Genomic DNA, 26,442 nt, shown 5'->3' with positions numbered 1-26,442 from the left:
GCTCACAGGGAAGCGGCGAGGGCGCGGCGCTGCGCCTTCGCTGCCTCGTGCTTCTCGAGGCGGCCGACGAGCCCGGACAGGACGACGCCGATGCCCGCCCACAACGTGACGAGGGTGAGCAGCGACCCGCGGCGGAAGGCCCAGAGGGTGTCGGCCGGGAAGGAGCCCACCGCGTCGGGCATCGGCATCAGCGTGGCCGCGACTGACATCACGACGACGTACGCGGCGACGCCCATGACGACCGCGCCCCACGTGCCGAACCGGGGCCACACCCGTCCGGCCAGCGCCAGCGCGAGGATCCCCGTGACCAGGGAGACGACGAGGAACCCGAAGTACTGCTCGGTTCGGGCGCCGATCGTCTCGGCCGTGCCGACGCCCGGTGGGTTGGCGGGGTACTTCAGGAAGGGCACGAGGGCCACTGTCGTGAAGCCCGTGAGGGTCACGACGGCGGTGGCCGCGGTCGGGCGGAGGCGCCCGACCCGGCCGGCGACGAGCGCGGATCCCAGGGCCACGAGGCCGCCGAGCGCGGTGCCGACGGCGAGGGTCCCGGTCAGCAGCCCCCAAGTCCTCTGGGTCTCGCGGGACACGACGGCCTCCTCGGAGCCGTGCGAGTGGGCTCCGGCGGTGGCCTCGCTGTGGTGGGCGGAGGACTCCTCCAGCGAGATGGCGGTCTCCACCGGCGGTTCGCCGACCTGGTGGGCGACGAGGAACGTGGCGATGCCGGCGAGCAGACCGGCGATCAGACCACGGACGAGCAGGGCCCGTGCGGTCATCGAGGGTTCCGTTCGGAGGCCCGGGTCCGGGCGCGTCGAGACGCCCATTCTCCCGGGAAGCGGCTGCAGCGAGAAGCGGTCTGTCCGTGGAGGACGGCCGCTCTCAGTGGCAGGGGAAGGCGAGCAGGTGGCGACCGTCGTGCACGAACTCGTGGATGAGCGTGCCCGAGGTGAGCGAGACGGCCCCCTGGTCGGCGCTGACGAAGAACAGCACGAGCGTGGCGAGAAGACCGAAGAACAGCGCCCACGGCGCCAGCTCGGCGACGGGGATCGCCGGGACGGCGACCTCGGTGGTGGGGGCGGCGGAAGCGGCGTGAGACATGTGTCCTCCTAGGGATGCTTGCGTCCCTCTTGATGGGGTGGACGGACACTCGGGTCTGACTCCACCACCGCCCGACCGGTCCCGGGGGACCTGTCTGGAGGAGGTGTCACAGTAGCGCGACTGTGCCGGAATCCCACCGGCTTCCTCGTGCCCGCAGACAGCACCCTAGGGCATCAGCTGCCCTGCGGTGCAAGGGTGTCCAGCGCGTCGAGGAGCTGCCGGGTCTGTGGCTCGGGTCGTACGGCGATCCGCACCCACGAGGGGCCGAGCCCGGGGAACGTGTCGGCCCGGCGTACGGCGACCCCGAGCCGTCGCAAAGCCACGTGGACACCCGCGCCGACCTCCGCGAGGACGAACGACGCGGACGACTCCACGAACGGGATGCCTCGCGCACGCAGGGCGTCCTCGAGCCCGCACCTCCAGGCGACAATCTGGGCGGCACGGCGTACCGACTCCTCCGAGGCGAAGTCAGATGAGCACGCCACCATCGCGGCGGCCGCGGTCGTCGAGACCGACCAGGGGACCTGATGACGGCGCAGGTCGGCCACGACCTCGGGGTCGGCGAGCAGGTAGCCGGCGCGGATCCCGGGGATCGCCCAGTGCTTGGTCAGGCTGCGCAGCACGACGAGACCGGGGTGCGCCTCACCGGCCAGCGACTCGGGCTCGCCGGGGACGGTGTCCATGAAGGCCTCGTCGACGACGACCACCCGACCGGGCCGCAGCAGCCCACGTACCGTCGCGGCCGGGTGGAGCACACCGGTTGGATTGGTCGGGTTGCCGAGCACGACGAGGTCGGCCCACTCGGGAATATCTTTGCCCCGCAGCGTGAATCCGTCCTCCGCCCGGCAGCGAACCTCGACGACGTGGTGCCCGGCCAGCTCGAGCGCGGCATGCGGCTCGGTGAACTGCGGGTGCACCACGACCGGTGCCCGCCAGGCGCGCAGCCGCGCGAGCAGCGTGAACGCCTCGGCGGCGCCGGCGGTCGCCAGCACCTCGGTGGCGTCGCGGCCGTGGCGGGTGGCGATCGCCTGCTCGGCCCGCGCGGAGGTCGGGTAACGTCCGATCTCGTCGAGACTGGCTCGCAGGGCGTCGTCGAGCCAGGACGGCCGTGGCCCGGCATAGACGTTGACGGCGAGGTCGAGCAACCCCTTCTCGGCCTCCGCGTCGCCGTGGTGGCGCAAGGGGTCCGCGAGTGGTGCCGAGCGGCCCTGCCGCACCGCGCTGGTGCTGGAGGCCGTCTGGATGTGCGGGGTGGCGGCGTGGACGGCGTCGGCGAAGCGCTGGGCGAGGTGGGGGTGACCGGCCCAGTGGGTGTGCAGGTAGGACGCGTGCAGGGTCGGCGTGGCGAAGCCGACCCGGTCGCCGTCGATCGTCCAGGCAGGGGTGTCTCCGGCCTGGGGGCGGGTGTGCGTGCGATGGAACTCATGGCCGCTCACCTGCTCGTCGGCGCGGGTCAGGAGCGAGTCGGTGGCTGCCGTGGCGGTGGGGTAACGCAGGGTCAGCCGCGGGGTCATCCGTGCCTCGGCCGCCAGGGCGCCGACCATCGGCGCGTCGTCGACGGTGCTGCAGAGGTAGAGCAGGCCGGCACACTCGGCGACCGTTGGGATGCCGTCGGCGACGGCGACGCGCAGGTCCTCGCGCAGCGCGGTGTTGGCGGCCAGCGCGAGGGCGTGGACCTCGGGGAAGCCGCCGCCGAGGTAGAGGCCGCTGGTGCCGGCGGGCAGCGCCTGGTCGGTGAGCGGGTCGAAGGTGGCGACGTCGCATCCGGCTGCGCGGAGCAGCTCCTCGGTCTCGGTGTAGCGGAAGGTGAACGCGCGACCGCCGGCCATCGCGACGACGGGGCGAGCACCGCTGGGAGCGTGCACCTCGGCGACCGGGTCCCACGGATCGGCGGACAGGTCGGCAGCGCTGCGCGCGATCCGGAGCACGGCATCCAGGTCGACCGTCTGGGCGACGTGGTCCGCCAGCCGGTCGAGGGCGTGCGTGGCCTCGTCGCGCTCTGCCGCGGGGACGAGGCCGAGGTGGCGCGAGGGTGCGGCGAACGCGTCGTCGCGACCGATCGTGCCCAGGACGGGCAGGCCGATCGAGCTGGCAACCTCCTGCGCGTGGCGCGGCGAACCGGCCTTGTTGAGGATCACACCAGCGACCTCGACGCGCGGGTCGAAGGTCGCCATGCCGTGGACGACCGCCCCGATCGAACGAGAGGAACGGGAGATGTCGATGACCAGGACGACGGGCGACCCGGTGAGGGCGGCGACGTGCGCTGTCGAGGAGAAGCCCTCACCACCGACCCGGCCGTCGTACAGGCCCATCACGCCTTCGACGACGGCGACGTCGGCGCCGGCGGCGCCGTGCAGCAGCAGCGGGACGATCCTGTCCTCGCCGACGAGGTGGGGATCGAGGTTGCGGCCGGGGCGGCCGCTCGCCAGGGCGTGGTAGCCCGGATCGATGTAGTCCGGCCCGACCTTGTGGCCGCTGACCACGTGGCCCGCGCGGGTCAGCGCGGCCATCAGACCGGTCGCGACGGTGGTCTTTCCCTGGCCGGTCGCCGGAGCGGCGACGACGAACCGGGGGAGGCTCGTCACGGCGTCACCACTCGATGCCTCGCTGGCCCTTCTGACCGCGGTCCATCTGGTGTTTGACCTTCGTCATCTCGGTGACCAGGTCGGAGACCTCGACGAGCCGGGGGTGCGCACGCCGGCCGGTGACCACGACGAACTGTCGCCCGGGCCGCTGGCTCAGGGTATCGACGACGTCCTCGACGTCGACCCACCCCCACTCCATCGGGTAGGTGAACTCGTCGAGGATCAGCAGGTCATGGGTCTGCGCGGCGATCCGGCGCTTGACCTCGGCCCACCCCTCGGCTGCCTCGGCGGCGTGGTCGGTCTCGTCGCCGGCCTTGCGGGACCACGACCAGCCGGCGCCCATCTTGTGCCACTCCACCGGGCCGCCCTCGCCGGTCTCCTGGTGCAGTGCGCCGAGTCGCTCGAGCACGGTCTGCTCGCCGATGCGCCACTTGGCGGACTTCACGAACTGGAAGACGCCGATGTTCCAGCCCTGGTTCCAGGCGCGGATCGCGAGCCCGAAGGCGGCAGTCGACTTCCCCTTGCCGTCGCCGGTGTGCACCATCAGCAGCGGTTGCTCGCGGCGCTCGCGGGTGCTGAGACCGTCGTCGGGGACGGTGAGTGGCTGGCCCTGGGGCATCAGGCTGCTCCTTCGGTACTGGTGTCGGTGGTCGTGCGGGGATGCACACGGTCGTGGACGAGCGTGGTGAGCCCGGTCGCGCTGACCTCGTCGACCGGGACGTGCTCGGCGCGTAGTACGCCGGCCAGGTCCCGGGCGAGCCCGAGCCGGAACGAGCCGGTCTCGGAGTCGACGACCAGCGAGGTCACCCCGGCCTCCGCGAGGTGAGCCGCTGCTGTCCGCGCCCGCGCGACGGCGTCGGGTCCGCAGGTCGCGCGACCGTCGGTGACGACGACGAGCAGAGGGCGTCGACGCGGGTCGCGGACGCGTTCGACGCGCAGCACACGGGCGGCCTCGAGCAGGCCCTCGGCCAGCGGCGTGCGCCCTCCCGCAGGGAGTCCTTCGAGTCGGGTCGCGGCGATGTCGACGGAGCGGGTGGGCGGCAGCGCCAGGTCGGCGCGGTCGCCCCGGAACGTCACGAGCCCGACCTTGTCGCGGCGACGGTAGGCGTCCAGCAGCAGCGAGAGGATCGCGGTCTTGACCTGCTCCATGCGGCGACGCGCGGCCATCGACCCGGAGGCATCGACGCAGAAGAGCACCAGGTTGGACTCCTGCCCCTCACGGGTCGCCACGCGCAGGTCGTCGGGGCGGAACAGCAGGCTGCCCGACGTTCGGCCGCGGGCGAGCTGGTGGGGCGCGGCCGCGCGCACGGTCTCGGCGACGTGGATCGAGCCTGCCCCGCCCGTGCTGCGTCGGGACCCGATCCGACGTCCGGACTCGGTCATGGCGCGGCTGCGCCGACCGGCCTCGCCCTCGCCGGTGCCGTGGACCGTGAAGAGCCTGGGCCGATAGGGGGTCTGCGCGTCGACGGTGGTGTCCAGCCGGCCGGGAGCGTCGCCCGCGGCGGCTGCGTCTGCTGTGGCTTCGCCGGCCGTCGACGGCGGCGCGCTCTCGCCGCCATCGGAGGGGCTCGAGGAGGAGTCCGGCGGTGATTGCGTCCCGCTCGTGGGTTCGCGATCCCCGGGACCGTCCTGGTCGGTGTCCGGACGGCCGTCCGCGGGCCCTTCCCCCTCGGGCTCTTCCCCCTCGGATCCGCCCTGCGGCTCGGGGGGCTCCGGCGAGGGGTCGTCGTCGCCGAGCACCTGGTCGAGCAGCTCCTCGTCGAGCCCGGGGGCGTCGAAGGGGTTGCGGCGGCGACGGTGGGGGAGTGCGAGGCGGGCGGCGGCGCGGACGTCGGCGGTGGTGACCGAGGTGCGGCCGTGCCAGGCGGCATGGGCGACGGCGGTCCGGGCCGTGACGATGTCGGCGCGCATGCCGTCGACCTCGAAGGCCGCGCAGACCTCGGCGATCTTGAGAAGTACGTCGTCGCGGAGCTCGACCTCCGCGACGAGCTTCTGGGCCGCCTGGATCCGGTCGGTGAGCGCGCGTTCCGACTCGGCGTACTGGCGGGCGAAGGACTCCGGATCGGTGTCGAAGGATATCCTGCGGCGGACGACCTCGGCGCGGGAGGCGGGGTCGCGCGGCGCGGCGACCTCGACGGTGAGGCCGAACCGGTCGAGCAGTTGCGGACGGAGCTCGCCCTCCTCGGGGTTCATCGTGCCGACGAGGACGAACCGGGCGGCGTGCTCGACCGAGACACCGTCGCGCTCGACGGTCGACCGGCCCATGGCGGCGGCGTCGAGCAGCAGGTCGACGAGGTGGTCGTGGAGGAGGTTGACCTCGTCGACGTAGAGGATCCCGCGGTGGGCGCGGGCGAGGAGACCAGGCTCGTACTCCGCCTTGCCCTCCGACAGCGCGCGCTCGAGGTGCAGGGAGCCGAGGACGCGGTCCTCGGTGGCGCCGACCGGCAGCTCGACGAGCCGCACCGGCCGCGTCTCCGTCGGGGCGTCCGCCGCGAACGGCCCGTCCGGCGAGAGCGGCGTGGGGTCGCGTGGGTCGGTGGAGAACCGGTCGCCCGCGACCACGTCGATCGGTGGCAGGACGGAGGCCAGTGCACGCACGATCGTGGACTTCGCGGTGCCCTTCTCGCCGCGCACCAGCACCCCGCCGACGCCAGGCGAGATCGTGGTGAGGACCAGGGCCAGGGCCATGTCGTCGGATCCGACGACGGCGCTGAAGGGAAACTGCAGTGGCATGGGAGGCTCCCGCTCGTCAGCCAGCGAACAAAGTGGCGCGAGGCCGGTCTTCGGACTTCCTGGATCGGTGCCGGTCTCGCGATCGACGTCGTCCAGGTCACCGCAGCGGGCCTGTGCCGGACTCTCACCGGCTTCCCAGATTCTCCCGTCAGGCCTGTTCGTCTCGTGGCCGTCGGGGCACCTCGTGCCTGTCGGGCGTCACGATAGCGTCTGGCCCTATGACCTCCAACGGCCGTCCGCGGATCACCGTCGTCGGCCTCGGCGCCGACGGGTGGGCCGGGGTGCCGGATCGCCTGCGCACGATGGTGGAAGGCGCCGCGGTGGTGCTCGGCGGACGTCGTCACCTCGCCCTGCTGCCGGACGTCTCCGACCAGGCGCGGGAAGTCTGGCCGAGCCCGCTGCGCGACGGTCTTCCCGGCCTGATGGCGAGGTACGCCGACCTGGACGTCGTCGCGCTCGCCTCCGGTGACCCGCTGGTGAGCGGCATTGGCTCGACGCTGGTCGAGCTGTTCGGCGCCGATGCGGTGCACGTCGAGCCGACCGTCTCCTCGGTGGCGCTGGCCCGCGCCCGGATGCGCTGGGCCGCGGAGGACCACGACGTCGTCAGCCTGGTCGGACGCGACCCGCGGCTGCTGCTGCGCGCGCTCGCCCCAGGCCGACGCGTGCTCGTGCTCTCCGCCGACGAAACCACCCCCGCTGTGGTCGCGCGTCTGTTGGTCGAGCACGGGTACGCCGCCAGCCGGATCAGCGTGCTCGGCGACCTGGGCGGGGACGAGACGCGCGTCGACGGCGTGGCCGATGGCTGGGAGGGCGAGGTCTCCCGCCTGAACGTGATCGCGCTCGAGGTGGTCGGTCAGGGTCTTGCCTCGTGGTCGCCCGGTCTGCCCGACTCGGCGTACGAGCACGACGGCCAGCTCACCAAGCGCGACCTCCGCGCGTCGGCACTCTCCCGCCTCGCGCCCGTCCCGGGCCAGCTGCTCTGGGACGTCGGTGCAGGCGCCGGGTCGGTCGGCATCGAGTGGATGCGGGCGCATCCGTCGTGCCGCGCTATCGGCGTGGAGTCCGACAGCGAGCGGGCCGGGCGGATCGCCCGCAACGCCGGTGCGCTGGGCGTCCCCGATCTCGAGGTCGTGCACGGCCGTGCCCCCGACGCCCTGACCGGGCTGCCCGCGCCCGACGCGGTCTTCGTCGGCGGCGGTGCCACTCGCGCCCGTGTGGTCGACACGTGCCTCGCAGCTCTGCACGAGCGCGGCCGGCTTGTGGTGCACGGCGTCACTCTGGAGACCGAGCAGCTGCTGGTGCGGCTGCACTCCGAGCACAGCGGCGAGCTGACCCGCATCGCGGTCGAGCACGCCGAGCCGATCGGCACTTTCACCGGTTGGACGCCCGCCCGGGCCGTGATCCAGTGGGCCTACGTCAAGGAGCAGTCGTGACCATCCACTTCGTCGGCGCCGGCCCCGGTGCCGCCGACCTGATCACCCTCCGCGCGGCCGCCATGCTGAGTGCCGCCGACGTGGTGCTCTATCCGGGCACCTACCTCGACGCCGAGGTGCTCGGCCATTGCCGCGCCGAGGCGCGGCTGGTCGACACCCAGGCGCTCGACCTCGACCAGATCATCGGCGAGCTGGTCGACTCCCACGCGACCGGGCGCGACGTCGTCCGCCTCGTCTCGGGTGACCCCTCGCTCTACTCCGCGGTCGCCGAGCAGACTCGGCGACTCGAGGCCGCCGGCGTGCCATGGGACGTCACGCCCGGCGTGCCGGCGTACGCCGCCGCGGCTGCCCTCGTCGGTCGCGAGCTGACCGTCCCGCTCGTGGCCCAGTCGGTCGTCCTGACCCGTGCCCAGGCCCGCTCCACCGCGATGCCCGAGAGCGAGGCGTTGGCCGGCTTCGCCGCCACGCGTGCCACTCTTGCGCTGCACCTCGCGATCACCCGGACGCGCGAGACGATGGCCGAGCTCGTGGGCGACTACGGCCCCGACTGCCCGGTGATCGTCGTCCACCGCGCCAGCCAGCCCGACGAGCAGGTGCTGCGTGGCACCGTCGCCGACATCGCCGACCAGGTGGAGGACGCGGGCCTCCGGCAGGCCGCGGTGATCCTGGTCGGGCGGGCGCTGGACCCGAGCGATGGCGGGGAGTCGTTCCTCTACGACCCGGCACGTGATCGCTCGTCGCTGGGCTGAGCGAAGGGGTCCTCGGCGGTGGGGGTCGAGCGCGAGGTCCACACCGCCCCGGACGCCGACCGCCGGGTGCCGGACGAGCCGATGATCAGCAGGCACTTCATGTCGATCGAGGCGGCGTCGAGACCGGACAACGTGGTGACCTCGAGCGACTCCTCGCCCCGGCCGACGTCGCGGCCGATCACGACCACGGTGTCGGTGGGCAGGTGTTCGAGGAGCACCTTCTGCGCCTCCACGACCTGGCTGGTCCGTGAGCGCGAGGCGGGGTTGTAGATCGCCAGCACCAGATCGGCCGCGGCCACCGCGCGCAGCCGCCGCTCGATCACCCACCACGGCTTGAGTCGGTCAGAGAGGCTCATCACCGCGAAGTCACCGCCGATCGGGGCGCCAGCCCTCGCCGCGACGGCCTGCACGGCGCTCATCCCGGGCAGGACGCGCACGGCCACGTCGGCGTACGCCGGATCCTCGGCAGCCTCGAGCACCGCCGCCGCCATCCCGAAGACCCCCGCGTCGCCGCCGGAGACAACCGCGACCTTCTCTCCGGCACGGGCCAGGTCCAGAGCGAGCCGGGAGCGGTCGAGCTCGACGGTGTTGCCGGAGGCATGCCGGGTCAGCCCCGCGCGCTGGGGGACGCGGTTGACGTAGGGCGCGTAGCCCACGACGTGGTCGACGGACGCGAGCGCCTCGGTTACCTCCGGGGTGGTCCATGCGTCCGGCCCCGGGCCGAGCCCGACGACAAGGAGTTCGCCGGGGGTCGAGCCGGCGACCGTCGCCGGCACCGTTGCGCGTCGATCGGTCGGCTCCGCATGGCGGCTGTCACCGGTGACCACGATCAACGAGAAGTAAGGCACCGAGGAAGGATCCACCTCCGACACCGGCAGCCAGCGCTCTGCCGGCATCGAGGCCCGCTCGACGTAGAGCGCGTGCTCGAGCCGGCCTGCCTGCTCCAGCGCCGAGCGCACGGCCGGGAACGTGCGACCGAGTTTCATGATGATCGCACCGTCGGTGTCGGCCAGCCGGCGCGCGAGCTCCGGCTCGGGTAGCGTGCCCGGCAGAATCGTGAGCACATCGGTCTGGCGGACCAGGGGCGAGGCGACGGCGGCGGTGGCGGCCGCGAAGGCCGGGACCCCGGGGACGACCTCGGTGGGGAAGCGGTCGGCGAGCCGGTCATGCATGTACATGAACGACCCGTAGAACAGCGGATCCCCCTCGGCGAGCAGCACGACGGTCCGTCCGGCCTCGAGGTGGGTGGCGAGCCGGGCGGCCGACTCCTCGTAGAACTCCGCGATCGCCCCGGCGTAGCCCCCCGGGTGGGCCGTCGCGCCCGTCGTGACTGGGTAGCGCAGCTCCTCCTCGAGCGCGTCTGCTGGGATCAGGTCGGCGGCGATGCGGCGCGCGTTGGACTGCTTGCCGACGCCCGCGTGGTAGGCGACGACGTCGGCAGAGGCGACCAGCCGCGCGGCCTTGATGGTGATCAGCTCGGGGTCGCCGGGGCCGAGCCCGACGCCGTAGAAGTGTCCGGTTGGCGTGGTCATTCCTGCTCCTGGGCCAGCGCGTTGAGCGCCGAGGCGGTCATGGCCGAGCCGCCGCGGCGGCCCCGCACGGTGAGGAAGGGGACGTCGATGCCGTGGTCGTCCGCGAAGGACTCCAACGCCTGCTTGGATTCCGCGGCGCCGATGAAGCCGACCGGGCAGCCGATCACCGCAGCGGGCCGAGGAGCCCCCTCGACGAGCAGCTCCAGCAGGTGGAACAACGCCGTGGGAGCGTTGCCGATTGCCACGACCGCACCCTCGAGGAACGGCACCCACAGCGAGACCGCGGCGGCCGATCGCGTGGTGCCCCACCGCCGCGCGAGGTCGGGCACGCGCGCGTCCTGGAGCAGACAGACCACGTCGTTGTCGCGGGGGAGTCGAGCGCGGGTGACCCCCGAGGCGACCATGTGGGCGTCGGTGAGGATCGGCGCTCCCGCCTCCAGCGCGGTCCGCGCCGCAGGCACCAGACGCGGGTGCATGACGAGATCGTCCACCAGGTCGACCTGTCCGGTGCCGTGGACCATCCGCACCGCCACCGACTCGGCCCCGGGGGGCAGCGCGTCCAGCCGGGTCTCGCGGCGGATCGTGGCGAACGATTCGGCGTAGATCGCCGACCCCTGGTCGACGTAGGCGTAATGGCGGGCCGGTCGGGCCGGTCGGGCCGGTCCCTGGATCGAGCCAGTCATGGCGCCACCACCAAGCCGTGCCACGGGGTGACCACCAGGTCACGGCCAGGTGCGATCAGCTCGCCGACGAGGTCGGGCGTGAGTACGCCGTCCGGGACGGGCACGTGCAGCACTCCGTCGTACGACGGGATGCTGGAGGCGGCGGGTACTCGGGCGTCGCCTGGTGCGGGAGGCGCCAGCGGGGACTCGAGCTCGGCGACATGCCAGGCGGCCGTCTCGTCGTGGCCGCGCTCGAGCAGGAAGCGGTGGGCCAGCTGGACCAACTCCTCGGCGACGTCGGGCAGTGGGACGACCGCACCCCAGCCCGCGCCGACCCTGAGCTGGGCGGTGTCCGCGTCGAGGACCACGGCACCGAGGTCGCCCTCGCGGTCGACGAGGTCGCCCCGGCCGTCGTCGAGCACGAACAGGAAGCGGCCCGGCAGTGCGGCCAGTCCAGGTGAGGCACAGAGGCGCTCGTCGAGCTCACGGACCACCGGCCGCAGGTCGGCCCGACCTCCGGAGATCCCGGTGAGCGGGGAGCACATCAGGTTGCGAGCGAGCTCGTGGCTGCGCGAGGGGAGCAGGCCGGTCCGCACGACGGCGTCCACCACCTCGTCAGGAAGCCGGCCGTCGACGAACGGCAGCGCGCGCAGCTGCAGGTTGGCACGCCTCGTGAGGTGGACCTGCCCGTCGCCGTGGTCGTGCGCCACCTGCGCGAGGATCTCAAGGGATCCGGCTGGGAGGTGGCCGCCGGCCAGACGCAGGCGAATCAGTGCGCCGTCGTCGGCGGGCCAGGGGCGGAGCACGCCGGGGCACCGGTCACGGCGGAGTCGAACGGGTGGGAGGGGCACCGATGGTCCTCTGAGGTCAGGGACCCGTGCGCGGGGTCCTCGAGTGACCTCGCGGCTGTTGCCGCAAGGGCCAGCAGGTCTTCGGACTCGGGATCACTCGGTGCGGGACGCCTTCCCGGACCTCGCGGTCCAGTGGCTGTCGTGAGACAGGGCCCCGCCCGTCACCCTTACCGCTGCGCGTCAGTCCCGGATTCGCACCGGGTTCCCTGCGCCCCCGCGGCGGACCACGGGAGGTTGACTGGCGTCCGGCACGCTACCAACACCCACGCGCGGACGACACCCGTGGGCACGGACCGGTCCGGTGCTAGTGTCCTCCGCATCCACACGGGAGCCCGATGCATCGGGCTGAGATGGGGCTGATGCCGCCCCGACCGTCGAACCTGCTCCGGATCATGCCGGCGAAGGAAGTGAGATCGACGTGTTGCCACGGTTCCACCTGATCACCGATTTCGGACCCCTCGATCGGGACGCGTTGACGCGCCTGCTCGCCGTCGTTGGCGAGGGCGCCGTCGGCACTCCGCGCGTCGACGCCGTCCAGGTCCGTGCGAAGCGGGCCAGTGACCGTGAGGTCGTCGCCTGGACGCGTGAGCTGCTGGCCGAGCTCGCGCCACGGGGGACGCGGGTGATCGTCAACGACCGCCTCGACGTCGCCCTCGCCGCCGGGGCGCACGGGGTGCATCTCGGCCGGAACGACTTGTCCGTGGCGGACGCGCGGGCGCTCGCCCCGGTGGACTTCCTGGTCGGTGCCACCTGCCGTGGTCCGGAGCACGCGATCGCGGCGCGGGCCGAGGGCGCCGATTACGCCGGGGTGGGTCCGGTGCACGCCACCTCGACCAAGGACGGGTTGCCTGACCCCCTCGGTCTCGACGTGCTCGCCGCGACCGCACGGGAGATCCCGGCGATCGCGATCGGGGGGATCACCGCCGCGCGGGTGCGCGACGTGATGACCTCCGGTGCCCATGGCGTCGCCGTGGTCGCCGCCGTCTGGAAGGACCCCGACCCACCCGGCGCGGCCCGGGAGATCGCCGAGCTCGTCCACACGTCGTGAGCCCGGTGACGCCCGGGCTCCGGGTGGTGGTCGTCGGTGGCGGGGTGATCGGGCTGGCCTGCGCCGACGAGCTGGTCCGGGCCGGGCACGACGTGACCGTCTGCGACCCCAGACCCGGCGGCGGTTCGACGTACGCCGCCGCGGGGATGCTCGCGCCAGGTGGCGAGGCGTGGTTCGGCGAGGAGGCCCTGCTGCGGCTGGGGATCGACTCGCTCGAGAGGTGGCCGGCCTTCGCGGCCTCGCTGGAGGAACGGTCGGGGCACCACCTCGACCTGCGCTCGACCGGCACCGTGCTCGTCGCCGCCGACCGCGACGACCTCGCCGAGGTGCACCGTGCCTGCGGGCTGCTGGACGCCAGCGGGGTGCGGGTGGAGGAGCTCGACCGGCGCGCCCTGCGAGCGGCCGAGCCGATGCTCTCGGGGCGCGTCGTCGGCGGGGCGCTGCTGCCCGACGACCGCCACGTCAACCCGCGGCGGGTCGGCGACGCGCTGCTCGCGGTGCTGGGTGACCGGGTGGTTCGTGCCCGAGCGACACCCGAGCCCGACGGCGTGGTCCTGGACGACGGCTCCCGTCTGCGAGCGGACGTGGTGGTGCTCGCCACCGGCGCGACCGGGATGCCGCACGTGCGCCCGGTGCGCGGCGAGGCGGTCCGGGTGCGGTCCAGGCCGGGCCCGGTCCGGGTGCTGCGGGCCCGCGTCCACGGGGAGCGGGTCTACGTCGTGCCTCGCGCGCACGGGGAGCTGCTGATCGGCGCGACCGAGGACGAGCACCCGGCCGGCGACGGCGACCCGCTGCCGACGCTCGGCGGGGTGGCCCGGCTGCTCGAGACCGCGCGCGCCTTGGTGCCCGGACTCGCCACCGCCGAGCTTCTCGAGGTGGTCGCCCGGGACCGGCCCGGCAGCCCCGACAACGGTCCGCTGCTCGGACCGTTGTCAGGCACGGGAAGCGCCCGGCTGCTGCTCGCCGGTGGACATCACCGGGGCGGCGTGCTGCTCGCGCCGGTCACCGCGGCGACCGTGCGCGCCCACGTCGACGGCCTCGCGGTGCCGCCGGCGGCGCAGGCGTTCGACCCCCAGCGCTTCGACCGCCCCAAAGACACGGACCGCGACACAGACCGCGACACGGATCGGAATGAGGAACCATGCGCCTGAGCGTGAACGGACGACCGCACGAGCTGCCCGAGGGCACCGCGCTGACCGGCCTGCTGGAGACGGTGGCCCCCGACCCCCGCGGCGTCGCTGTCGCCCTCAACGGCAGCGTCGTGCGGGCCGCCGAGTGGCCGGCCACCCCGCTGCGCGAGGGTGACCTGGTCGAGGTCGTCACCGCCCACCAGGGCGGGTGAGCGGCGTGGAGATGCTCGAGGTCGCGGGCGTGCAGCTCGCCCCGTTGTGGCTGGGCACAGGCGGACTGACCAGCCTGGAGACCGTGCGTCGCGTGATTGAGGCGGCGCGCCCCGGTCTGGTGACGGTCTCGGTCCGGCGTACCTCCGACACCGGGACGGGCAGCCTGCTGGCCACCCTGCGCGACCTCGGCGTCCGGGTGCTGCCCAACACCGCCGGCTGCCTCGGCGCCCAGGAGGCGGTGCTGACCGCCGAGCTCGCCCGGGAGGCGCTCGGCACCGACTGGGTCAAGCTCGAGGTGATCGGCGACGAGGTCAGCCTGCTGCCCGACGTCGTCGAGCTGGTCGAGGCCGCGGAGACGCTGGTGGCTCGCGGCTTCACGGTGCTGCCCTACACGACCGGAGACCCGGTCGTCGCCCGCCGGCTGGTCGACGTCGGCTGTGCCGCGGTGATGCCGCTGGGCTCCCCGATCGGCTCGGGACGCGGGATCGCGGACCCGCACACGATCGAGGCGGTGCGGGCGGCGGTGGACGTCCCGGTCGTCCTGGACGCGGGGATCGGCACCGCCAGCGAGGCGGCGCACGCGATGGAGCTCGGCTGCGACGCAGTGCTCGTGGCGACCGCGGTCACCCGCGCCGAGGAACCGGTCGCGATGGCGCGCGCGATGAGCCTGGCCGTTGAGTCGGGCCAGCTCGCCCGCCGGGCCGGGCGGATTCCGCGCCGGGAGACGGCGCGGGCCTCGAGCCCTATGCGTGGGCGGGTGGGGCGGTGAGGGTGCCGAGGCTGCTCCTGCTCACCGACCGCGGGCAGCTGCTCCCGGGACGTGGCCTGGTCGAGACCCTCGCCTCGTGCGCGGCGGCCGGCGCGACGACGGTCGTGCTGCGCGAGCTCGACCTGGACGAGCCGGCGCGTGCCGCCCTCGCGGACGAGCTGGCGGCTCACGTGCAGGTCATCTCGGCGCGCACCCTCCTGCCCGGCGCGGCCGGTCTGCACCTCGCCGCCCACCAGGCCGCCCCGGCACCGGCGGAGCCGCCGCACGGCCGGTCCTGCCACGACGAGGCCGCTGTCGCGCGGGCCGCCGAGGAGGGTGCGGCCTACGTGACGATCTCGCCGGTCGCACCCACGGCCTCCAAGCCGGGCTACGGTCCGGCGCTCGGCGCCGGGGGAGTGCGCCGTGCCGTCGAGGCCGCCGACGGCCTGCCGGTGCTGGCGCTCGGCGGCGTCTCCGCCGAGGCAACGGCCCGGCTGCGCTCGGCCGGCGCCCACGGCGTCGCGGTGATGGGCGCCGTGATGAGGGCCCACGACCCGGCCGCCGTCGTCTCCGCGCTGCTCGCCGAGCTGGGGGAGCAGTGACGGCCACCCCGCTCGTGGTGCTCAGCGTCGCCGGCACCGACTCCGGCGGCGCCGCCGGTCTCGCCGCCGACCTGGCCACCTTCGCCGCGCTCGGCGTCCACGGCACCTGCGCGGTCACGGCCGTCACGGCGCAGGACACCACCGGCGTGCACCGCGTCGTCCCGATGGCCGCCGGCGACGTGCGCGTCCAGATCCGGTCGGTGCTCGACGACCTTCCCGTGGCCGCCGCGAAGACCGGGATGCTCGGCTCCGCCGAGGTCGCCCACGTCGTCGCCGACCTGCTCGCCGGATCCCTCCCGCTCGTGGTCGACCCGGTGCTCGTCGCGACCAGCGGCGCCGTCCTGGGCGATGAGGCGCTCGTCCGGGCGTACCGCGAGGTTCTGCTGCCGCGCGCGGACGTCGTCACTCCCAACCGCGACGAGGCAGCCGCGCTGACCGGGCTGCCACGAGACACCGATCCCGAAGAGCTGGCGCTCACGGTGCACGCCCTCGGGCCGGCCGTGGTGCTGACGGGCGGCGAGGCCGGGAGCGGCACCTGTCGCGACCTGGTCGTCCGGGACGGCGCCGTCACCGTGCTCGAGCATCCCTCCGTCGAGACGACCAACGACCACGGCACCGGCTGCACCTACAGCGCGGCCCTCGCCGTCCACCTCGCCCGCGGCCTTGACCTCGAGACCGCTGCCCGGCACGCGCAGGCCTTCGTGGCCGAGGCGCTCGCCCACTCTGCTCCCTGGGTGCTCGGCCGCGGTCGCGGTCCGGTCGCCCACGTCTTCACCCACCCCCAAGAGGAGAACTGATGCACATCCACCCCTCGCACAGCACCGTCCACCGCACCGGACCGCGCGACGACATCGCCGTGCCGTTCACCCGCGTCGCGCTCACCAACGGCGAGACCTTCGACCGCTACGCCACCGCCGGCCCCGGCAGCGACCCCGAGGTCGGTCTGCCGCCCCTGCGCGCCGGCTGGGTCGCGGAGCGCGGCGACACCGAGGAGTACGACGGCCGCGAGGCCCAGTTGCTCGACAACGGCAAGGCGGCCGTGCGTCGCGGTGAGGCCCGCGAGCAGTGGCGCGGGCACCGGGCACGACCGCGCCGTTCGCAGCCGGGCCGCAACGTCACCCAGATGCACTACGCCCGCCGCGGTGTGGTCACCCCGGAGATGCAGTACGTCGCGATCCGCGAGGGGATGGACGTCGAACTCGTCCGCAGCGAGGTCGCGGCCGGACGCGCGATCATCCCGGCCAACGTCAACCACCCCGAGGCCGAGCCGATGATCATCGGCAAGCGCTTCCTGGTGAAGGTCAACGCCAACATCGGCAACTCTGCGGTGACGAGCTCGATCGCCGAGGAGGTCGACAAGATGACCTGGGCGGTGACCTGGGGTGCCGACACCGTGATGGACCTGTCCACCGGCGACGACATCCACACCACCCGAGAGTGGATTGTGCGCAACTCCCCGGTCCCGATCGGCACCGTTCCGATCTACCAGGCCCTGGAGAAGGTCGACGGCGACGCGTCCCGGATGACGTGGGAGATCTACCGCGACACCGTGATCGAGCAGTGCGAGCAGGGCGTCGACTACATGACCGTGCACGCCGGCGTCCTGCTTCGCTACGTGCCGCTCACCGCCCAGCGGATCACCGGGATCGTCTCGCGTGGCGGCGCGATCATGGCGGGCTGGTGCCTGGCCCACCACCAGGAGAACTTCCTCTACACCCACTTCGACGAGCTGTGCGAGATCTTCGCGCGCTACGACGTCTCGTTCTCCCTCGGTGACGGACTGCGCCCCGGGTGCACCGCGGACGCGAACGACGAGGCCCAGCTCTCCGAGCTGCGCACGCTGGCCGAGCTGACCGAGCGGGCCTGGGAGCACGACGTGCAGGTGATGGTGGAGGGCCCCGGCCACGTGCCTCTCAACCTGGTGGAGGAGAACGTCGTCCTGCAGCAGGACTGGTGCCACGGCGCGCCCTTCTACACCCTCGGCCCGCTGGCCACTGACATCGCTCCGGGCTACGACCACATCACCTCGGCGATCGGTGCGGCGGCGATCGCCATGCACGGCACCGCCATGCTCTGCTACGTCACTCCCAAGGAGCACCTGGGCCTGCCGAACCGCGACGACGTGAAGACCGGCGTGATCACCTACAAGCTCTCCGCCCATGCCGCGGACATCGCGAAGGGTCACCCGGGCGCGCGTGACTGGGACGACGCACTGTCGAAGGCGCGCTTCGAGTTCCGCTGGCACGACCAGTTCGCGCTGTCGCTGGACCCGCACACGGCGGAGTCCTTCCACGACGAGACGCTGCCGGCCGAGGCGAGCAAGACCGCCCACTTCTGCTCCATGTGTGGGCCGAAGTTCTGCTCCATGCGGATCAGCCAGGACGTCCGCGACTACGTGGCCGCCGGCATGGAGGAGAAGTCCACCCAGTTCCTGGAACTGGGCTCATCGATCTACGTCGAGGAACCTGCCTAGACTCGCGCCCCATGACCTGGAACCGCCCGGTACCCCTCCTCGGTGACCAGACCTCGGCGGCCGAGCGGGCCGCCGAGGTCGAGGGCTGGGCCTTTCCGCAGACCGCCCGGGAGACGTTCTACGACGTCGTCGCTGCCCGTCGAGACGTACGCCGCTTCCGGCCCGACCCGGTCGACCCGGAGACGGTGCGCCGGGTGCTGGCGGCTGCACACATGGCGCCGTCGGTCGGGCACAGCCAGCCCTGGCGGTTCATCGTGGTCTCCGATCCGGCCACCCGGGACCGGGCCGCCCGGATGGCCGACCAGCAGCGGCTGCGTCAGGCCCGCCAGATGGACCCCGAGGCGGGCCGGCGGTTGCTCGACCTGCAGCTCGAAGGCATCCGCGAGGCTCCGCTCGGCGTGGTCGTCGCCTGCGACCGGCGTACGGCGGCTGCGGGGGTGCTCGGCCGGGCGACCTTCCCCGAAGCCGATGTGTGGTCGTGCGCATGCGCCATCCAGAACCTCTGGCTGGCCGCGCGCGCCGAGGGCCTGGGCGTCGGCTGGGTCACCCTGTTCGAGCAGCAGGACCTCGAGGGTCTGATCGGCGTGCCCGACGGAGTGGTCACGCTGGGCTGGCTCTGCCTGGGATGGCCCGACGAGCGGCCGCCGGCCCCGGGACTGGAGCGGGCAGGCTGGTCGCGGCGTCAGCCGGTCGAGGACGTGATCTTCGCCGAGCGGTGGAGCGAGACCACGCCGGCACCGCCCTCACACCTGCGGGCCCCGCAGAACGACGCCGTGGTGGGAGCCCGGGACCAGGCCGACGTGCTGCTCTCGCCGCCGGGATCCCTCGGCGTGCTGGACCGCTACGTCGACCGGGTCGAGGCCGCGATGCAGGGACGAGCGCACGACACCCCCACAGGCCGGTTGCTGCTGGTGGCCGGACGGCACCCGGTGACCGGCCACGGCGTCTCCGCCTACCGCGACTCGGTGACCGAGGACGTGCTCGCGGCCAGCCACGTCGGGGAGTCCGCCGGTGCGGTCGCCGCGGCAGCCGCCGGCCTCGACTTCGAGGTGGTCGACGCGGGTTCGGCGACCGGTGACCTCGTGACAACCGACGCCCTCACCGCCGAACAGGTCACACGCCTGATCGAGCGTGGCCGACGACTCGGGGCAGATGCAGGACAGGAGCACCGTCTGGTGGCCCTCGGAGAGGTCGGCATCGGCAACACCACCGTGGCCGCGGCTCTTGCAGCGGCGCTGCTCGACCTGTCGGCCGCCGAGGTGGTGGGGCTCGGGGCAGGCGCGGACACCACGATGGTGCGGCGCAAGACCGAAGTCGTGGAGGCCGCGGTGGCGCGGATGCGTGCAGGGAGCGGAGAGGGCCGGCTCCTCCCTGAGCAGGTGCTGGCCGCCGTCGGCGGACCGGAGTTCTGCGTCCTCGCGGGCGCCGTGCTCGGCGCCGCGTCGACCGGAGCGGTCAGCGTCCTGGATGGCCTCGCCACGAGCGTCGCGGCGCTGGTCGCCGTGCGCATCGAGCCCGGTGCTGCGGCGTACCTCGTAGCCGGCCAGCGCAGCCGCGAACGCGCACACGCTGCCGTCCTGGAGCACCTGGGTCTCGAGCCGTTGCTCGACCTGCGCCTCCGGGCCGGGGAGGGCGTCGGAGCATCGTTGGCGGCCGCCATGCTGATCAGCGGACTCAAGCTACGCCAGGGGATCGGCCGCACGGCGCCATGACGGAGCTGTTGCTGGTCCGACACGGGGAGTCGACCTGGAACGCGGCCGGGCGCATGCAGGGCCAAACCGTCTCCCCGGAGCTGACCGAGCGCGGTCGCCGCCAGGCTGTCGAAGCCGGAGCCCAGCTGCTCGCACGAGGGGCAGAACGGTTGCTGACCTCGGACCTCGTCCGGGCGCGGCAGACCGCAGCCATCATCGGCACGACGCTGCGGCTCGAACCGGAGATTGACCTGTTGCTGCGCGAGCGTCACTACGGAACCTGGCAAGGCAGCGACAGTGCCGAAGCCATCCGGGCGACGCGTTCCCTGCCCGAGCACGAACGAGTGCCAGGCGGCGAGTCACTCCTCGACGTACGCCAGCGCTGGGCGACGCTGCTCGCCGCTCTGCGAGGCGTCCGTGGACCGGTCGTCGTGGTCACCCACGGCGATCTCATCGTCGAGGCGGCCGGGGTGCCTCTCCCTCAGAACGGCTCGGTCCTCCGGCTCACGCTCAATCAGTCGACAGGCGCGCTGACGCCGACCAACTGCTCGAGCCCCTTGCCCGGGGTCAGCGTTTCAAGAACCGGGTGACCCGACGGAGTGCTTCTCCCCACCGTGCGCTCGTCGCGCTTTCCGTACGCCACGGAAGGGAGAGGTGGCGGGAGGCCGAGATGGGCGCTGCTTCCCGCTCCAGCACGGTGCCCGAGTTGTCAGCCCGTTTCAGAAGGGCTGCTCGTCGGCGCACTGGCGGAGCTCGTTCGCTTGAGCGTGCCGCACTTATTCCCCGTTTATTCTGTCCAATGGCGTCGAACGTCGACCCAAAGTCGCAAGAGGGCGACGTGTTCTAGAGGTGAAGGTGCAGGTCACAGCCTAATTGCGCAAAATTCGCCGTGCCCGCCGTGAGGTGTGGTCAGGGACAAGGGGTCGCAGGTTCAAATCCTGTCAGCCCGACCGATGTGATGTCTCTGGACATCGGCGACACCCGGACCTGCGACAGCAGGTCCGGGTGTTTGTCATTTCGGGATGGTTCTCGGCGCGCGAGATCGACACCGGCGACGCCTGGAACAGTTCCGAAACAAGTCTCGGGCATCCTTCAATCGCAGGATGCCGCGCGACACTCCACCCCCTGTACCTTCGCTGCGTGGCCAAGACCTGGTTGTTATCGCCGCCAAGGAGAGCGAAGTCTCGCCCTCAAGACGACGAGAGAATGGTGAGGTGCGACGTGATCGTCGAGCAGATGGCCAGCATCGTGGGCCGGCGGTTCATCTCGAGCGACGTGCGAGCTCGGTCGTCACGCAGCAGCCGCATCACCAACCCGTCATCGTCGCCCTCAGGGGCTGCCGCCAGGAGGTGGCGGCACGACGGATGATCGTCGGTGCGTTGATCGCCGGAGGACCTGACCGTCAACGTGGATTGCCGCCACCGCGGATCCGAGTTGACCTCGGCACCTAGGTTTACGCAATGGCGCGACGGCGTCTTTCCGAGATCGACCACCGCCGAGGTGTGCACCCTCTGCCTCCCAACCAAGGACTTCGCGACGCGGGCGCGCTCTGACCCCATCTGTACTGGGATTCAGGACAAACCCTTATCCTCGCCGCTCGGGCGTCTCAGTAGAACGGACCGCTCATGTCAAGACACCCACTTAGGAGTTCCAACGTGCACATCAAGTCCCTCGGCCTGGCAGTCGCTGCGATCCCCGTGTTCGCCCTCGCTGCCTGCGGCGGCTCGTCCGATTCCGACACGGCTCAGGCTGACAGCGAGCCGGTGACCTGGTACCCCGTCACGGCCACCGTCTGGCCCGAGCCCGGCTTCGAGGCCGAGAGCACGGAGGCCGACTACACGCCCCTCGGCAAGGACGAGGTGACCAAGGAGTGGAAGATCTGCGCAGCATTTCCCCACCTCGCCGACGCGTACTGGCTGGCGGCCGACTACGGAGTGATCCAGCAGGCGCGCGACATGGGCGTCGACATGACTGTCGTCGAGGCAGGCGGCTACGAGAACCTGTCCCAGCAGATCGCCCAGATCGAGAACTGCGCGCAGGACAGTGACGCCGTCATCATCGGCGCGATCTCGACCGAAGGCCTGAACCCCACGATCGAGCGGCTCAAGTCGGAAGGGAAGGTCGTGATCGACTTCATCAACGGCGTCAGCTCGCCCGACATCACTGCCCAGTCCCTCATCTCCTACAGCGAGATCGCAACGCGGACGGCCGAGTACCTCGTCGAGGCGACGGACGGCGAGGAGGTCACGGTCGGCTGGCTGCCGGGTCCGAAGGGCGCCGGCTTCGCTGAGGAGGCGAACAAGGGGTTCACGGCGGCTCTCGAGGGGACGAACGTCACGGTCGTCAACACCCAGTGGGGGAACACCGACAAGCAGACCCAGACCACCTTGGTGGAGGACATCCTGGCTGCGAACCCCGATGTCGACTTCATTGCCGGCAACGCGGTGACCGCCGAAGCGGCCGGCCCCGTCCTGCGTGACGCGGGTCTGACCGAGGACATCGGCGTCCTGTCGTACTACATGACGCCCGGAACCTATGACGGCATCGAAGCCGGCACCGTTCTCGCGTCCGCCGCCGACCCCGCTGTGCTGACCGCCCGGATCGCTACGGACCTCGCAGTCCGCGCGCTCGAGGGCAAGGACTTCGACGTCCACGTGGCGCCGCCGCTCGAGGTGATCGACAAGGAGCAGCTCGAGAGCTGGGACTCGACCACGACGCTCGCACCCGACAGCTGGGACACCGAGTTCAGGAGCTGACGTCTGACCACGTCGGTATTGACCACTGAGGGGAGGTAGACACATGTCCCGGAATGAATCCGTGCTCGAGATGAGCGGGATCACGAAGAAGTACCCAGGGGTCGTCGCTCTTGACTCCGTCGACTTCGATCTTCGTCCTGGCGAAACGCACGTGCTGTTCGGTGAGAACGGCGCCGGAAAGTCGACCTTGATCTCCATCATGTCGGGTGCCTCCGCTGCTGGGTCCGGAACGATGCGCGTCGACGGCGTCGAGGTGGTACTGCACGGCGTCGCCGACGCCCGCAAGTGCGGTGTCAGCGCCGTGTTCCAGGAGTTCTCCCTGGCGGAGACCTTGTCGGTGGCGGAGAATCTCGTTCTCGGCGAGCAGCCATCGCGACTCGGGATAGTCAACCGGGCAGCCGCCGAGAAGCTCGCACGTGCGCGACTCGCCGAGTTCGGCTTCGACATTCGGCTCGACGCCGTGGTCGCCTCCCTCACGCGCGCCGAGCAGCAGATGGTGGAGATCGCCAAGGCATATCGTGCCGACTTGAAGGTGCTCATCCTGGATGAGCCGACCGCTTCACTCAACGACAGTGAATGTGGCCAGCTCTACGCGGTGGTCGACGATCTCAAGACCCGAGGGGTCGGCATCGTGTACGTGACCCATCGGATGAGTGAGATCGAACGACTGGCGGACCGCATCACCGTCCTGCGCGACGGGAGGTACGTCACCACCGTGGACGGGAGCACGCCGGCCGATGAGTTGATCCGGCTGATGACCGGTCGGCAGATGGAGCAGATCTATCCCGCGCTTCCGACTGCCGGCGTGGTGCCGGTGTTGAGCGCTGTCGGGCTCACCACCCAGGACCAGGCAGTTCGAGAAGCGAGCTTCGAAGTGCGCTCGGGGGAGATCGTGGGTTTTGCCGGGCTGATGGGGTCGGGCAAATCCCACGCCGCGAGGGCGTGCGCGGGCATCGAGCGCCTGGAGTCCGGTTCGATCCAGCTGGACGGCCAGGAGATCGCGGGGTCGTCCATCGCCAAGTGCCTGAGTAAGCGGGTCGTCTATCTGCCACCGGACCGCAAGGTCGAGGGTTTGCTGCTCAACCGGCCACTGCGGGAGTCGGTCTCCCTGCCATGGTTGCGCCACTTGTCCACGTGGCGGCTGTTCGTCGGTCGCCGCCGTGAGCGTGCCGTGGTGGCAGATCTCCTGCGCAAGATGAAGCTCAGCCCGCCGAATCCGGAGCGATCCGCAGAGTCGTACTCCGGCGGCAATCAACAGAAGGCCCTCTTGAGTCGTGCCCTGATGGCGGACTGCTCGGCCCTGATCCTGGACGAGCCGACCGTCGGAGTCGACGTGGGTGCGCGAGTAGCGATCTACCAGCGCATCACCGAGATGGCGGAAGAAGGTGCGGCCGTCTTGCTTGTCTCGTCGGACCTTCCTGAGGTGCTGCACCTGTGCCACCGGGTCTACGTGTTCTCGCAAGGAAGAATCACGGCGCACCTGGAGGGTGGCGCTATCGAGGAGGAGCAGATCCTTCAGCACATGATGCATTGGGACGATAAGGAGTCGAAAGTCTGATGACGCAACTGTTGAGCGGGGGGAGCGCGACGGACCCGACGAAGGCGGAGCCCGGACCGGCCGGGCAGCGCCTGGGCATCGCGGGTGTCGCAGCGCGACTGTTCGTGAGCGTCGGGGCGCTTCCCATTCTTCTGGTGATCGCGCTCGTTGTCTTCTCCAGCCTCTCACCCGCCTTCTTCACGGTGGAGAACCTGCAAACCGGATTGCGGCAGTACTCCTTTGTCGCCATCGTGGTACTCGCGCAGTTCGTCGTCCTCGTCGCGGGCGGCTTCGATCTCTCGGTCGGGGCGATCACCGCACTGGTCTCAGTTGCCAGTGCGACCGCCATGGCGGACCGGCTCGCCGCCGGTTCGAGCCCCTCGACGGCGATCCTCGTCGGTGTCCTGGTCGGTCTGCTCACCGGCGTGGGGGCGGGCGCGGTGAACGCGCTCGGAGTAGGCCTCCTGCACATCAATCCGTTCATCATGACACTGGCGACCGCCTCAGTGTTCACGGGAGTTGCGCTCAAGGTCACCGGTGGGCTTCCCGTCAGCGGACTGCCCCCGGAGTTCAGCGACCTGTTCGGATACTCGGCGTGGTGGGGGATCGCCACGCCGGTGTGGATCGCCGCGGGAGCGGCGCTGTCGCTGTGGGCTCTCCTGCGCTGGACGACCCCGGGCCGGAGCATCTACGCCGTCGGCTCCAATCCGCACGCGGCCCGGCTCTCGGGCATCAGTCCCGGCCGGACGATGGCCCTGGCCTACGTGACATCCGGCCTGCTCGTGTCGGTGGGCGCTCTGCTGCTCACGGCTCGCCTCCAGACGGGAGAGGCCAACATCGGCGCCGACCTACCGCTCCAGACGATCGCGGCCGCGGTGATCGGGGGAGTCAGCCTGCGTGGTGGTTCGGGCAATGTCTTGAACGCGGTGTTGGGCGCGATCTTCATCGGCGTCGTCACCAACGGCATGAACCTGGCCAGGATCGAGTCGTACTACGAGATGATCGTCCTCGGAGTCGTCCTCGCGGTGGCGGTGGTCGCCGACCGGCTCCGCTCGCGGCTCGCCGCTTCCCTCCTCAAAGGCAACACGTGATGGGAGGGGAGCCGTCCGCTCCGGGTGTGAGATGAGGGCACGCCCTATCGTCTGACGTCGTTCATTTCCGAACCTCGCAGCACCCGCCGCGTCGCCGATCGACGCGAACAACACCCGGGTGAACCAGCTCGGCGCAACGTCGAGCTGATGTCCCCGCGCGCGCTCGTGCTGTGCGCGCCCGGCACGACGCGTCTGCGGCGTCGGGACGCGCAGTCCCACCACCGAGAACCAAACCCCAAATCCCAAGCGCTCCACGCGAACGAAAGGACGAACAAATGATCCGCCATGTCTTCACCTGGAAGGTGGCCGACGGTCACGACGGGGACAAGGTCATCCAGCTTCTCAATGACTTCTCAGCCGAGGTCGACATGATCAAGTACCTGGAGATCGGCGCGCACACCGGTGAGCCGAATGACAACGGCGACCCGTGGGACGGCGTCCTCATCTCCGACTTCGAAACGTGGGAGGACCTGGACGACTACTCGAACCACCCGAAGCACGGGGACCTCGTCCAGAAGCTGCTGCCCATGCTCAAGGAGCGGGCCGTCGTCGACTTCGTGAGGGTTCAGCAGTGACGCAGACGGCCCCCTCCCGCCGCGCCGACATCAAGGTCGGCCAGAGTCCCTACGGGCCCGACGACCAGCTCGGTGCTCTGAACAGCCTGAGCGAGGTCACGCGCGCCGACGTGCTCGCCCGGGCGGACGCCTCGACGGTGTACGACCTGAGCATCGACTACTTCGTGGGCATGCCGAGCTTCCAGGCGGCCGGCGACCCGTCGTACCAGATCTACATGAGCCACCACCCGGGCGGTACGGCGGTCGACAACCTGAACGGCGCGGGGGAGGAGGTCAACCGCCACGTCTGCTACTCGGGCGACGTCATCTTCATGTACACCCACACCGGGACACACATCGACGCGCTCAACCACTTCGGCGTCGACGGCAAGATCTACAACGGATTCACTCCCGAAGAGCACCTCGGCAGCCGGCACTGGAACAAGGGCGGGGCGGAGGTGATCCCTCCGATGATCACCCGGGGCGTCCTTGTCGACGTCGCCACGACGCACGGTGTCGACTGCCTCCCGGACTCCTACGCGATCACCATCGAGGACTGCCAGGCAGCCCTGGAGCGTGTGGGTCTGACCATCGAGGCGGGCGACGTCGCGTTCATCCGGACCGGTCGCATGCGGTACTGGCCTGAGGGCAGCAAGGTCCTGGGCAACCCTCCGGGGCTCAGCCTGGAGGCGGCCCGATGGATCACCGGCCAGGGCATCAGCGTGATCGCCTCTGACCAGGAGTGCGTCGAGGTGGGACCCTCGCAGCACGAGGACAACTGGCTGCCCGGCCACTGTCACTTTCTCGCCGAGGCGGGTGTTCCGATGATGGAGCTGTGCAACCTCGAAGAGCTCGCCAGGGACGGCGTCAACGAGTTCGCCCTGATCGCTGCGCCGATCCGGCTCCGCGGAGCCACCGGCTCCCCGCTGCGGCCCCTGGCACTTCCCCTGCGGGCGTGA

The 26,442-nt window shown here is 71.5% G+C and carries 25 protein-coding genes and 3 riboswitches; of the genes, 16 read left to right on the top strand and 9 right to left on the bottom strand.

Features of this window, described 5'->3' with window-relative positions; genetic code table 11:
- Nucleotides 1-2 precede the first annotated feature (2 nt).
- The 5 genes from PD653B2_RS07390 to PD653B2_RS07370 all read right to left on the bottom strand — a co-directional run bounded on the left by PD653B2_RS07390 (nt 3) and on the right by PD653B2_RS07370 (nt 6,413).
- Complete coding sequence (locus PD653B2_RS07390) at nt 3-773, bottom strand: CbtA family protein (protein ID WP_085871696.1); 771 nt, start codon at nt 771-773, stop codon at nt 3-5.
- A 103-nt stretch (nt 774-876) separates the two neighbouring features.
- Nucleotides 877-1,095 (bottom strand): CbtB domain-containing protein, encoded by a 219-nt coding sequence (locus PD653B2_RS07385; RefSeq protein WP_085871695.1) that lies wholly within the window; start codon nt 1,093-1,095, stop codon nt 877-879.
- A gap of 173 nt (nt 1,096-1,268) precedes the next feature.
- On the bottom strand, nt 1,269-3,680 hold the full coding sequence (locus PD653B2_RS07380) for a cobyrinate a,c-diamide synthase (protein WP_085871694.1): 2,412 nt from the start codon (nt 3,678-3,680) through the stop codon (nt 1,269-1,271).
- Between the two features lie 4 nt (nt 3,681-3,684).
- Complete coding sequence (gene cobO, locus PD653B2_RS07375) at nt 3,685-4,299, bottom strand: cob(I)yrinic acid a,c-diamide adenosyltransferase (RefSeq protein ID WP_085871693.1); 615 nt, start codon at nt 4,297-4,299, stop codon at nt 3,685-3,687.
- Entirely contained in the window at nt 4,299-6,413 is a 2,115-nt protein-coding gene (locus PD653B2_RS07370; protein WP_085871692.1) for a putative cobaltochelatase, read from the bottom strand. The genes cobO and PD653B2_RS07370 overlap by 1 nt, the downstream gene beginning before the upstream one ends.
- Before the next feature lie 24 nt (nt 6,414-6,437).
- Nucleotides 6,438-6,613: riboswitch (cobalamin riboswitch) on the bottom strand.
- Nucleotides 6,614-6,631: 18 nt separating this feature from the next.
- Here PD653B2_RS07370 and cbiE point away from each other — a divergent pair.
- Both cbiE and cobM read left to right on the top strand, forming a co-directional pair.
- Nucleotides 6,632-7,846, top strand: coding sequence for a precorrin-6y C5,15-methyltransferase (decarboxylating) subunit CbiE (cbiE, locus tag PD653B2_RS07365; RefSeq protein ID WP_085871691.1), 1,215 nt, complete (start codon nt 6,632-6,634; stop codon nt 7,844-7,846).
- Nucleotides 7,843-8,595: a precorrin-4 C(11)-methyltransferase gene (cobM, locus tag PD653B2_RS07360; RefSeq protein WP_085871690.1), complete on the top strand. Its 753-nt coding sequence runs from the start codon at nt 7,843-7,845 to the stop codon at nt 8,593-8,595. Before cbiE ends, cobM begins: the two co-directional genes overlap by 4 nt.
- Here cobM and PD653B2_RS07355 read toward each other — a convergent pair.
- Genes PD653B2_RS07355 through PD653B2_RS07345 form a run of 3 tightly spaced genes read right to left on the bottom strand, consistent with a single transcriptional unit; the run spans nt 8,559 to nt 11,595 of the window.
- Nucleotides 8,559-10,127, bottom strand: coding sequence for a precorrin-2 C(20)-methyltransferase (locus PD653B2_RS07355; RefSeq protein ID WP_085871689.1), 1,569 nt, complete (start codon nt 10,125-10,127; stop codon nt 8,559-8,561). The two genes, cobM and PD653B2_RS07355, sit on opposite strands and share 37 nt — an antisense overlap.
- The gene (locus PD653B2_RS07350; protein WP_085871688.1) at nt 10,124-10,810 is read right to left on the bottom strand and encodes a precorrin-8X methylmutase; all 687 of its coding nucleotides are present in this window, start codon (nt 10,808-10,810) and stop codon (nt 10,124-10,126) included. Before PD653B2_RS07350 ends, PD653B2_RS07355 begins: the two co-directional genes overlap by 4 nt.
- Nucleotides 10,807-11,595 carry a nitrite reductase gene (locus PD653B2_RS07345; RefSeq protein ID WP_207559416.1) on the bottom strand — a complete coding sequence of 263 codons (789 nt, stop codon included), beginning with the start codon at nt 11,593-11,595 and terminating at the stop codon, nt 10,807-10,809. Before PD653B2_RS07345 ends, PD653B2_RS07350 begins: the two co-directional genes overlap by 4 nt.
- A gap of 100 nt (nt 11,596-11,695) precedes the next feature.
- Nucleotides 11,696-11,898: riboswitch (cobalamin riboswitch) on the bottom strand.
- A 56-nt stretch (nt 11,899-11,954) separates the two neighbouring features.
- A riboswitch (TPP riboswitch) is annotated at nt 11,955-12,064 on the top strand.
- 48 nt (nt 12,065-12,112) lie between these two features.
- Here PD653B2_RS07345 and thiE point away from each other — a divergent pair.
- The 9 genes from thiE to PD653B2_RS07300 are packed head-to-tail and all read left to right on the top strand — an operon-like array spanning nt 12,113 to nt 20,135.
- Complete coding sequence (gene thiE / locus PD653B2_RS07340; protein WP_207559415.1) at nt 12,113-12,688, top strand: thiamine phosphate synthase; 576 nt, start codon at nt 12,113-12,115, stop codon at nt 12,686-12,688.
- A complete protein-coding gene (gene thiO / locus PD653B2_RS07335; RefSeq protein ID WP_207559414.1) occupies nt 12,685-13,839 on the top strand; it encodes a glycine oxidase ThiO in 1,155 nt (384 codons plus the stop codon). The genes thiE and thiO overlap by 4 nt, the downstream gene beginning before the upstream one ends.
- Nucleotides 13,830-14,030, top strand: coding sequence for a sulfur carrier protein ThiS (gene thiS, locus PD653B2_RS07330; protein WP_085871686.1), 201 nt, complete (start codon nt 13,830-13,832; stop codon nt 14,028-14,030). Before thiO ends, thiS begins: the two co-directional genes overlap by 10 nt.
- A gap of 11 nt (nt 14,031-14,041) precedes the next feature.
- A complete protein-coding gene (locus tag PD653B2_RS07325) occupies nt 14,042-14,800 on the top strand; it encodes a thiazole synthase (RefSeq protein WP_085871809.1) in 759 nt (252 codons plus the stop codon).
- Nucleotides 14,797-15,381 carry a thiamine phosphate synthase gene (locus PD653B2_RS07320; protein ID WP_085871685.1) on the top strand — a complete coding sequence of 195 codons (585 nt, stop codon included), beginning with the start codon at nt 14,797-14,799 and terminating at the stop codon, nt 15,379-15,381. Before PD653B2_RS07325 ends, PD653B2_RS07320 begins: the two co-directional genes overlap by 4 nt.
- Entirely contained in the window at nt 15,378-16,178 is an 801-nt protein-coding gene (gene thiD, locus PD653B2_RS07315) for a bifunctional hydroxymethylpyrimidine kinase/phosphomethylpyrimidine kinase (RefSeq protein ID WP_085871684.1), read from the top strand. Before PD653B2_RS07320 ends, thiD begins: the two co-directional genes overlap by 4 nt.
- Nucleotides 16,178-17,854, top strand: coding sequence for a phosphomethylpyrimidine synthase ThiC (gene thiC, locus PD653B2_RS07310; protein ID WP_085871683.1), 1,677 nt, complete (start codon nt 16,178-16,180; stop codon nt 17,852-17,854). The genes thiD and thiC overlap by 1 nt, the downstream gene beginning before the upstream one ends.
- A gap of 11 nt (nt 17,855-17,865) precedes the next feature.
- A complete protein-coding gene (gene bluB, locus PD653B2_RS07305; protein WP_085871682.1) occupies nt 17,866-19,566 on the top strand; it encodes a 5,6-dimethylbenzimidazole synthase in 1,701 nt (566 codons plus the stop codon).
- Nucleotides 19,563-20,135 (top strand): histidine phosphatase family protein, encoded by a 573-nt coding sequence (locus tag PD653B2_RS07300; protein ID WP_085871681.1) that lies wholly within the window; start codon nt 19,563-19,565, stop codon nt 20,133-20,135. Before bluB ends, PD653B2_RS07300 begins: the two co-directional genes overlap by 4 nt.
- 600 nt (nt 20,136-20,735) lie before the next feature.
- Here the strand turns inward: PD653B2_RS07300 and PD653B2_RS07295 are convergent.
- A complete protein-coding gene (locus PD653B2_RS07295; RefSeq protein ID WP_133059015.1) occupies nt 20,736-21,053 on the bottom strand; it encodes a hypothetical protein in 318 nt (105 codons plus the stop codon).
- A gap of 147 nt (nt 21,054-21,200) precedes the next feature.
- Between PD653B2_RS07295 and torT the strand changes: the two genes are divergently transcribed.
- The 5 genes from torT (at nt 21,201) to PD653B2_RS07270 (ending at nt 26,442) form a co-directional block, all read left to right on the top strand.
- Nucleotides 21,201-22,301 carry a TMAO reductase system periplasmic protein TorT gene (gene torT / locus PD653B2_RS07290; protein WP_165763376.1) on the top strand — a complete coding sequence of 367 codons (1,101 nt, stop codon included), beginning with the start codon at nt 21,201-21,203 and terminating at the stop codon, nt 22,299-22,301.
- Nucleotides 22,302-22,371: 70 nt separating this feature from the next.
- Nucleotides 22,372-23,859 carry a sugar ABC transporter ATP-binding protein gene (locus tag PD653B2_RS07285; RefSeq protein WP_242665191.1) on the top strand — a complete coding sequence of 496 codons (1,488 nt, stop codon included), beginning with the start codon at nt 22,372-22,374 and terminating at the stop codon, nt 23,857-23,859.
- Between the two features lie 104 nt (nt 23,860-23,963).
- Nucleotides 23,964-24,929 (top strand): ABC transporter permease, encoded by a 966-nt coding sequence (locus tag PD653B2_RS07280; RefSeq protein ID WP_207559413.1) that lies wholly within the window; start codon nt 23,964-23,966, stop codon nt 24,927-24,929.
- 275 nt (nt 24,930-25,204) lie between these two features.
- Nucleotides 25,205-25,504 carry a Dabb family protein gene (locus PD653B2_RS07275; RefSeq protein WP_085871676.1) on the top strand — a complete coding sequence of 100 codons (300 nt, stop codon included), beginning with the start codon at nt 25,205-25,207 and terminating at the stop codon, nt 25,502-25,504.
- Nucleotides 25,501-26,442 carry a cyclase family protein gene (locus tag PD653B2_RS07270; protein WP_085871675.1) on the top strand — a complete coding sequence of 314 codons (942 nt, stop codon included), beginning with the start codon at nt 25,501-25,503 and terminating at the stop codon, nt 26,440-26,442. The genes PD653B2_RS07275 and PD653B2_RS07270 overlap by 4 nt, the downstream gene beginning before the upstream one ends.

It is taken from the genome of Nocardioides sp. PD653-B2, from assembly GCF_002117935.1.
GTDB lineage: Bacteria > Actinomycetota > Actinomycetes > Propionibacteriales > Nocardioidaceae > Nocardioides.
The sequence above is the reverse complement of the archived record's forward strand: the minus strand, read 5'-3'. Positions and strand labels throughout refer to the sequence as shown.

Excerpts from the sequence above, each read along its gene's own strand:
- thiS (WP_085871686.1), top strand. The coding sequence starts at position 13,830 with ATGCGCCTGAGCGTGAACGGACGACCGCACGAGCTGCCCGAGGGCACC.
- bluB (WP_085871682.1), top strand. The coding sequence starts at position 17,866 with ATGACCTGGAACCGCCCGGTACCCCTCCTCGGTGACCAGACCTCGGCG.
- PD653B2_RS07350 (WP_085871688.1), bottom strand. The coding sequence starts at position 10,810 with ATGACTGGCTCGATCCAGGGACCGGCCCGACCGGCCCGACCGGCCCGC.
- cbiE (WP_085871691.1), top strand. The coding sequence starts at position 6,632 with ATGACCTCCAACGGCCGTCCGCGGATCACCGTCGTCGGCCTCGGCGCC.
- PD653B2_RS07275 (WP_085871676.1), top strand. The coding sequence starts at position 25,205 with ATGATCCGCCATGTCTTCACCTGGAAGGTGGCCGACGGTCACGACGGG.
- PD653B2_RS07370 (WP_085871692.1), bottom strand. The coding sequence starts at position 6,413 with ATGCCACTGCAGTTTCCCTTCAGCGCCGTCGTCGGATCCGACGACATG.
- PD653B2_RS07390 (WP_085871696.1), bottom strand. The coding sequence starts at position 773 with ATGACCGCACGGGCCCTGCTCGTCCGTGGTCTGATCGCCGGTCTGCTC.
- PD653B2_RS07300 (WP_085871681.1), top strand. The coding sequence starts at position 19,563 with ATGACGGAGCTGTTGCTGGTCCGACACGGGGAGTCGACCTGGAACGCG.
- cobO (WP_085871693.1), bottom strand. The coding sequence starts at position 4,299 with ATGCCCCAGGGCCAGCCACTCACCGTCCCCGACGACGGTCTCAGCACC.
- thiC (WP_085871683.1), top strand. The coding sequence starts at position 16,178 with ATGCACATCCACCCCTCGCACAGCACCGTCCACCGCACCGGACCGCGC.
- PD653B2_RS07355 (WP_085871689.1), bottom strand. The coding sequence starts at position 10,127 with ATGACCACGCCAACCGGACACTTCTACGGCGTCGGGCTCGGCCCCGGC.
- PD653B2_RS07285 (WP_242665191.1), top strand. The coding sequence starts at position 22,372 with ATGAGCGGGATCACGAAGAAGTACCCAGGGGTCGTCGCTCTTGACTCC.
- PD653B2_RS07385 (WP_085871695.1), bottom strand. The coding sequence starts at position 1,095 with ATGTCTCACGCCGCTTCCGCCGCCCCCACCACCGAGGTCGCCGTCCCG.
- PD653B2_RS07325 (WP_085871809.1), top strand. The coding sequence starts at position 14,042 with ATGCTCGAGGTCGCGGGCGTGCAGCTCGCCCCGTTGTGGCTGGGCACA.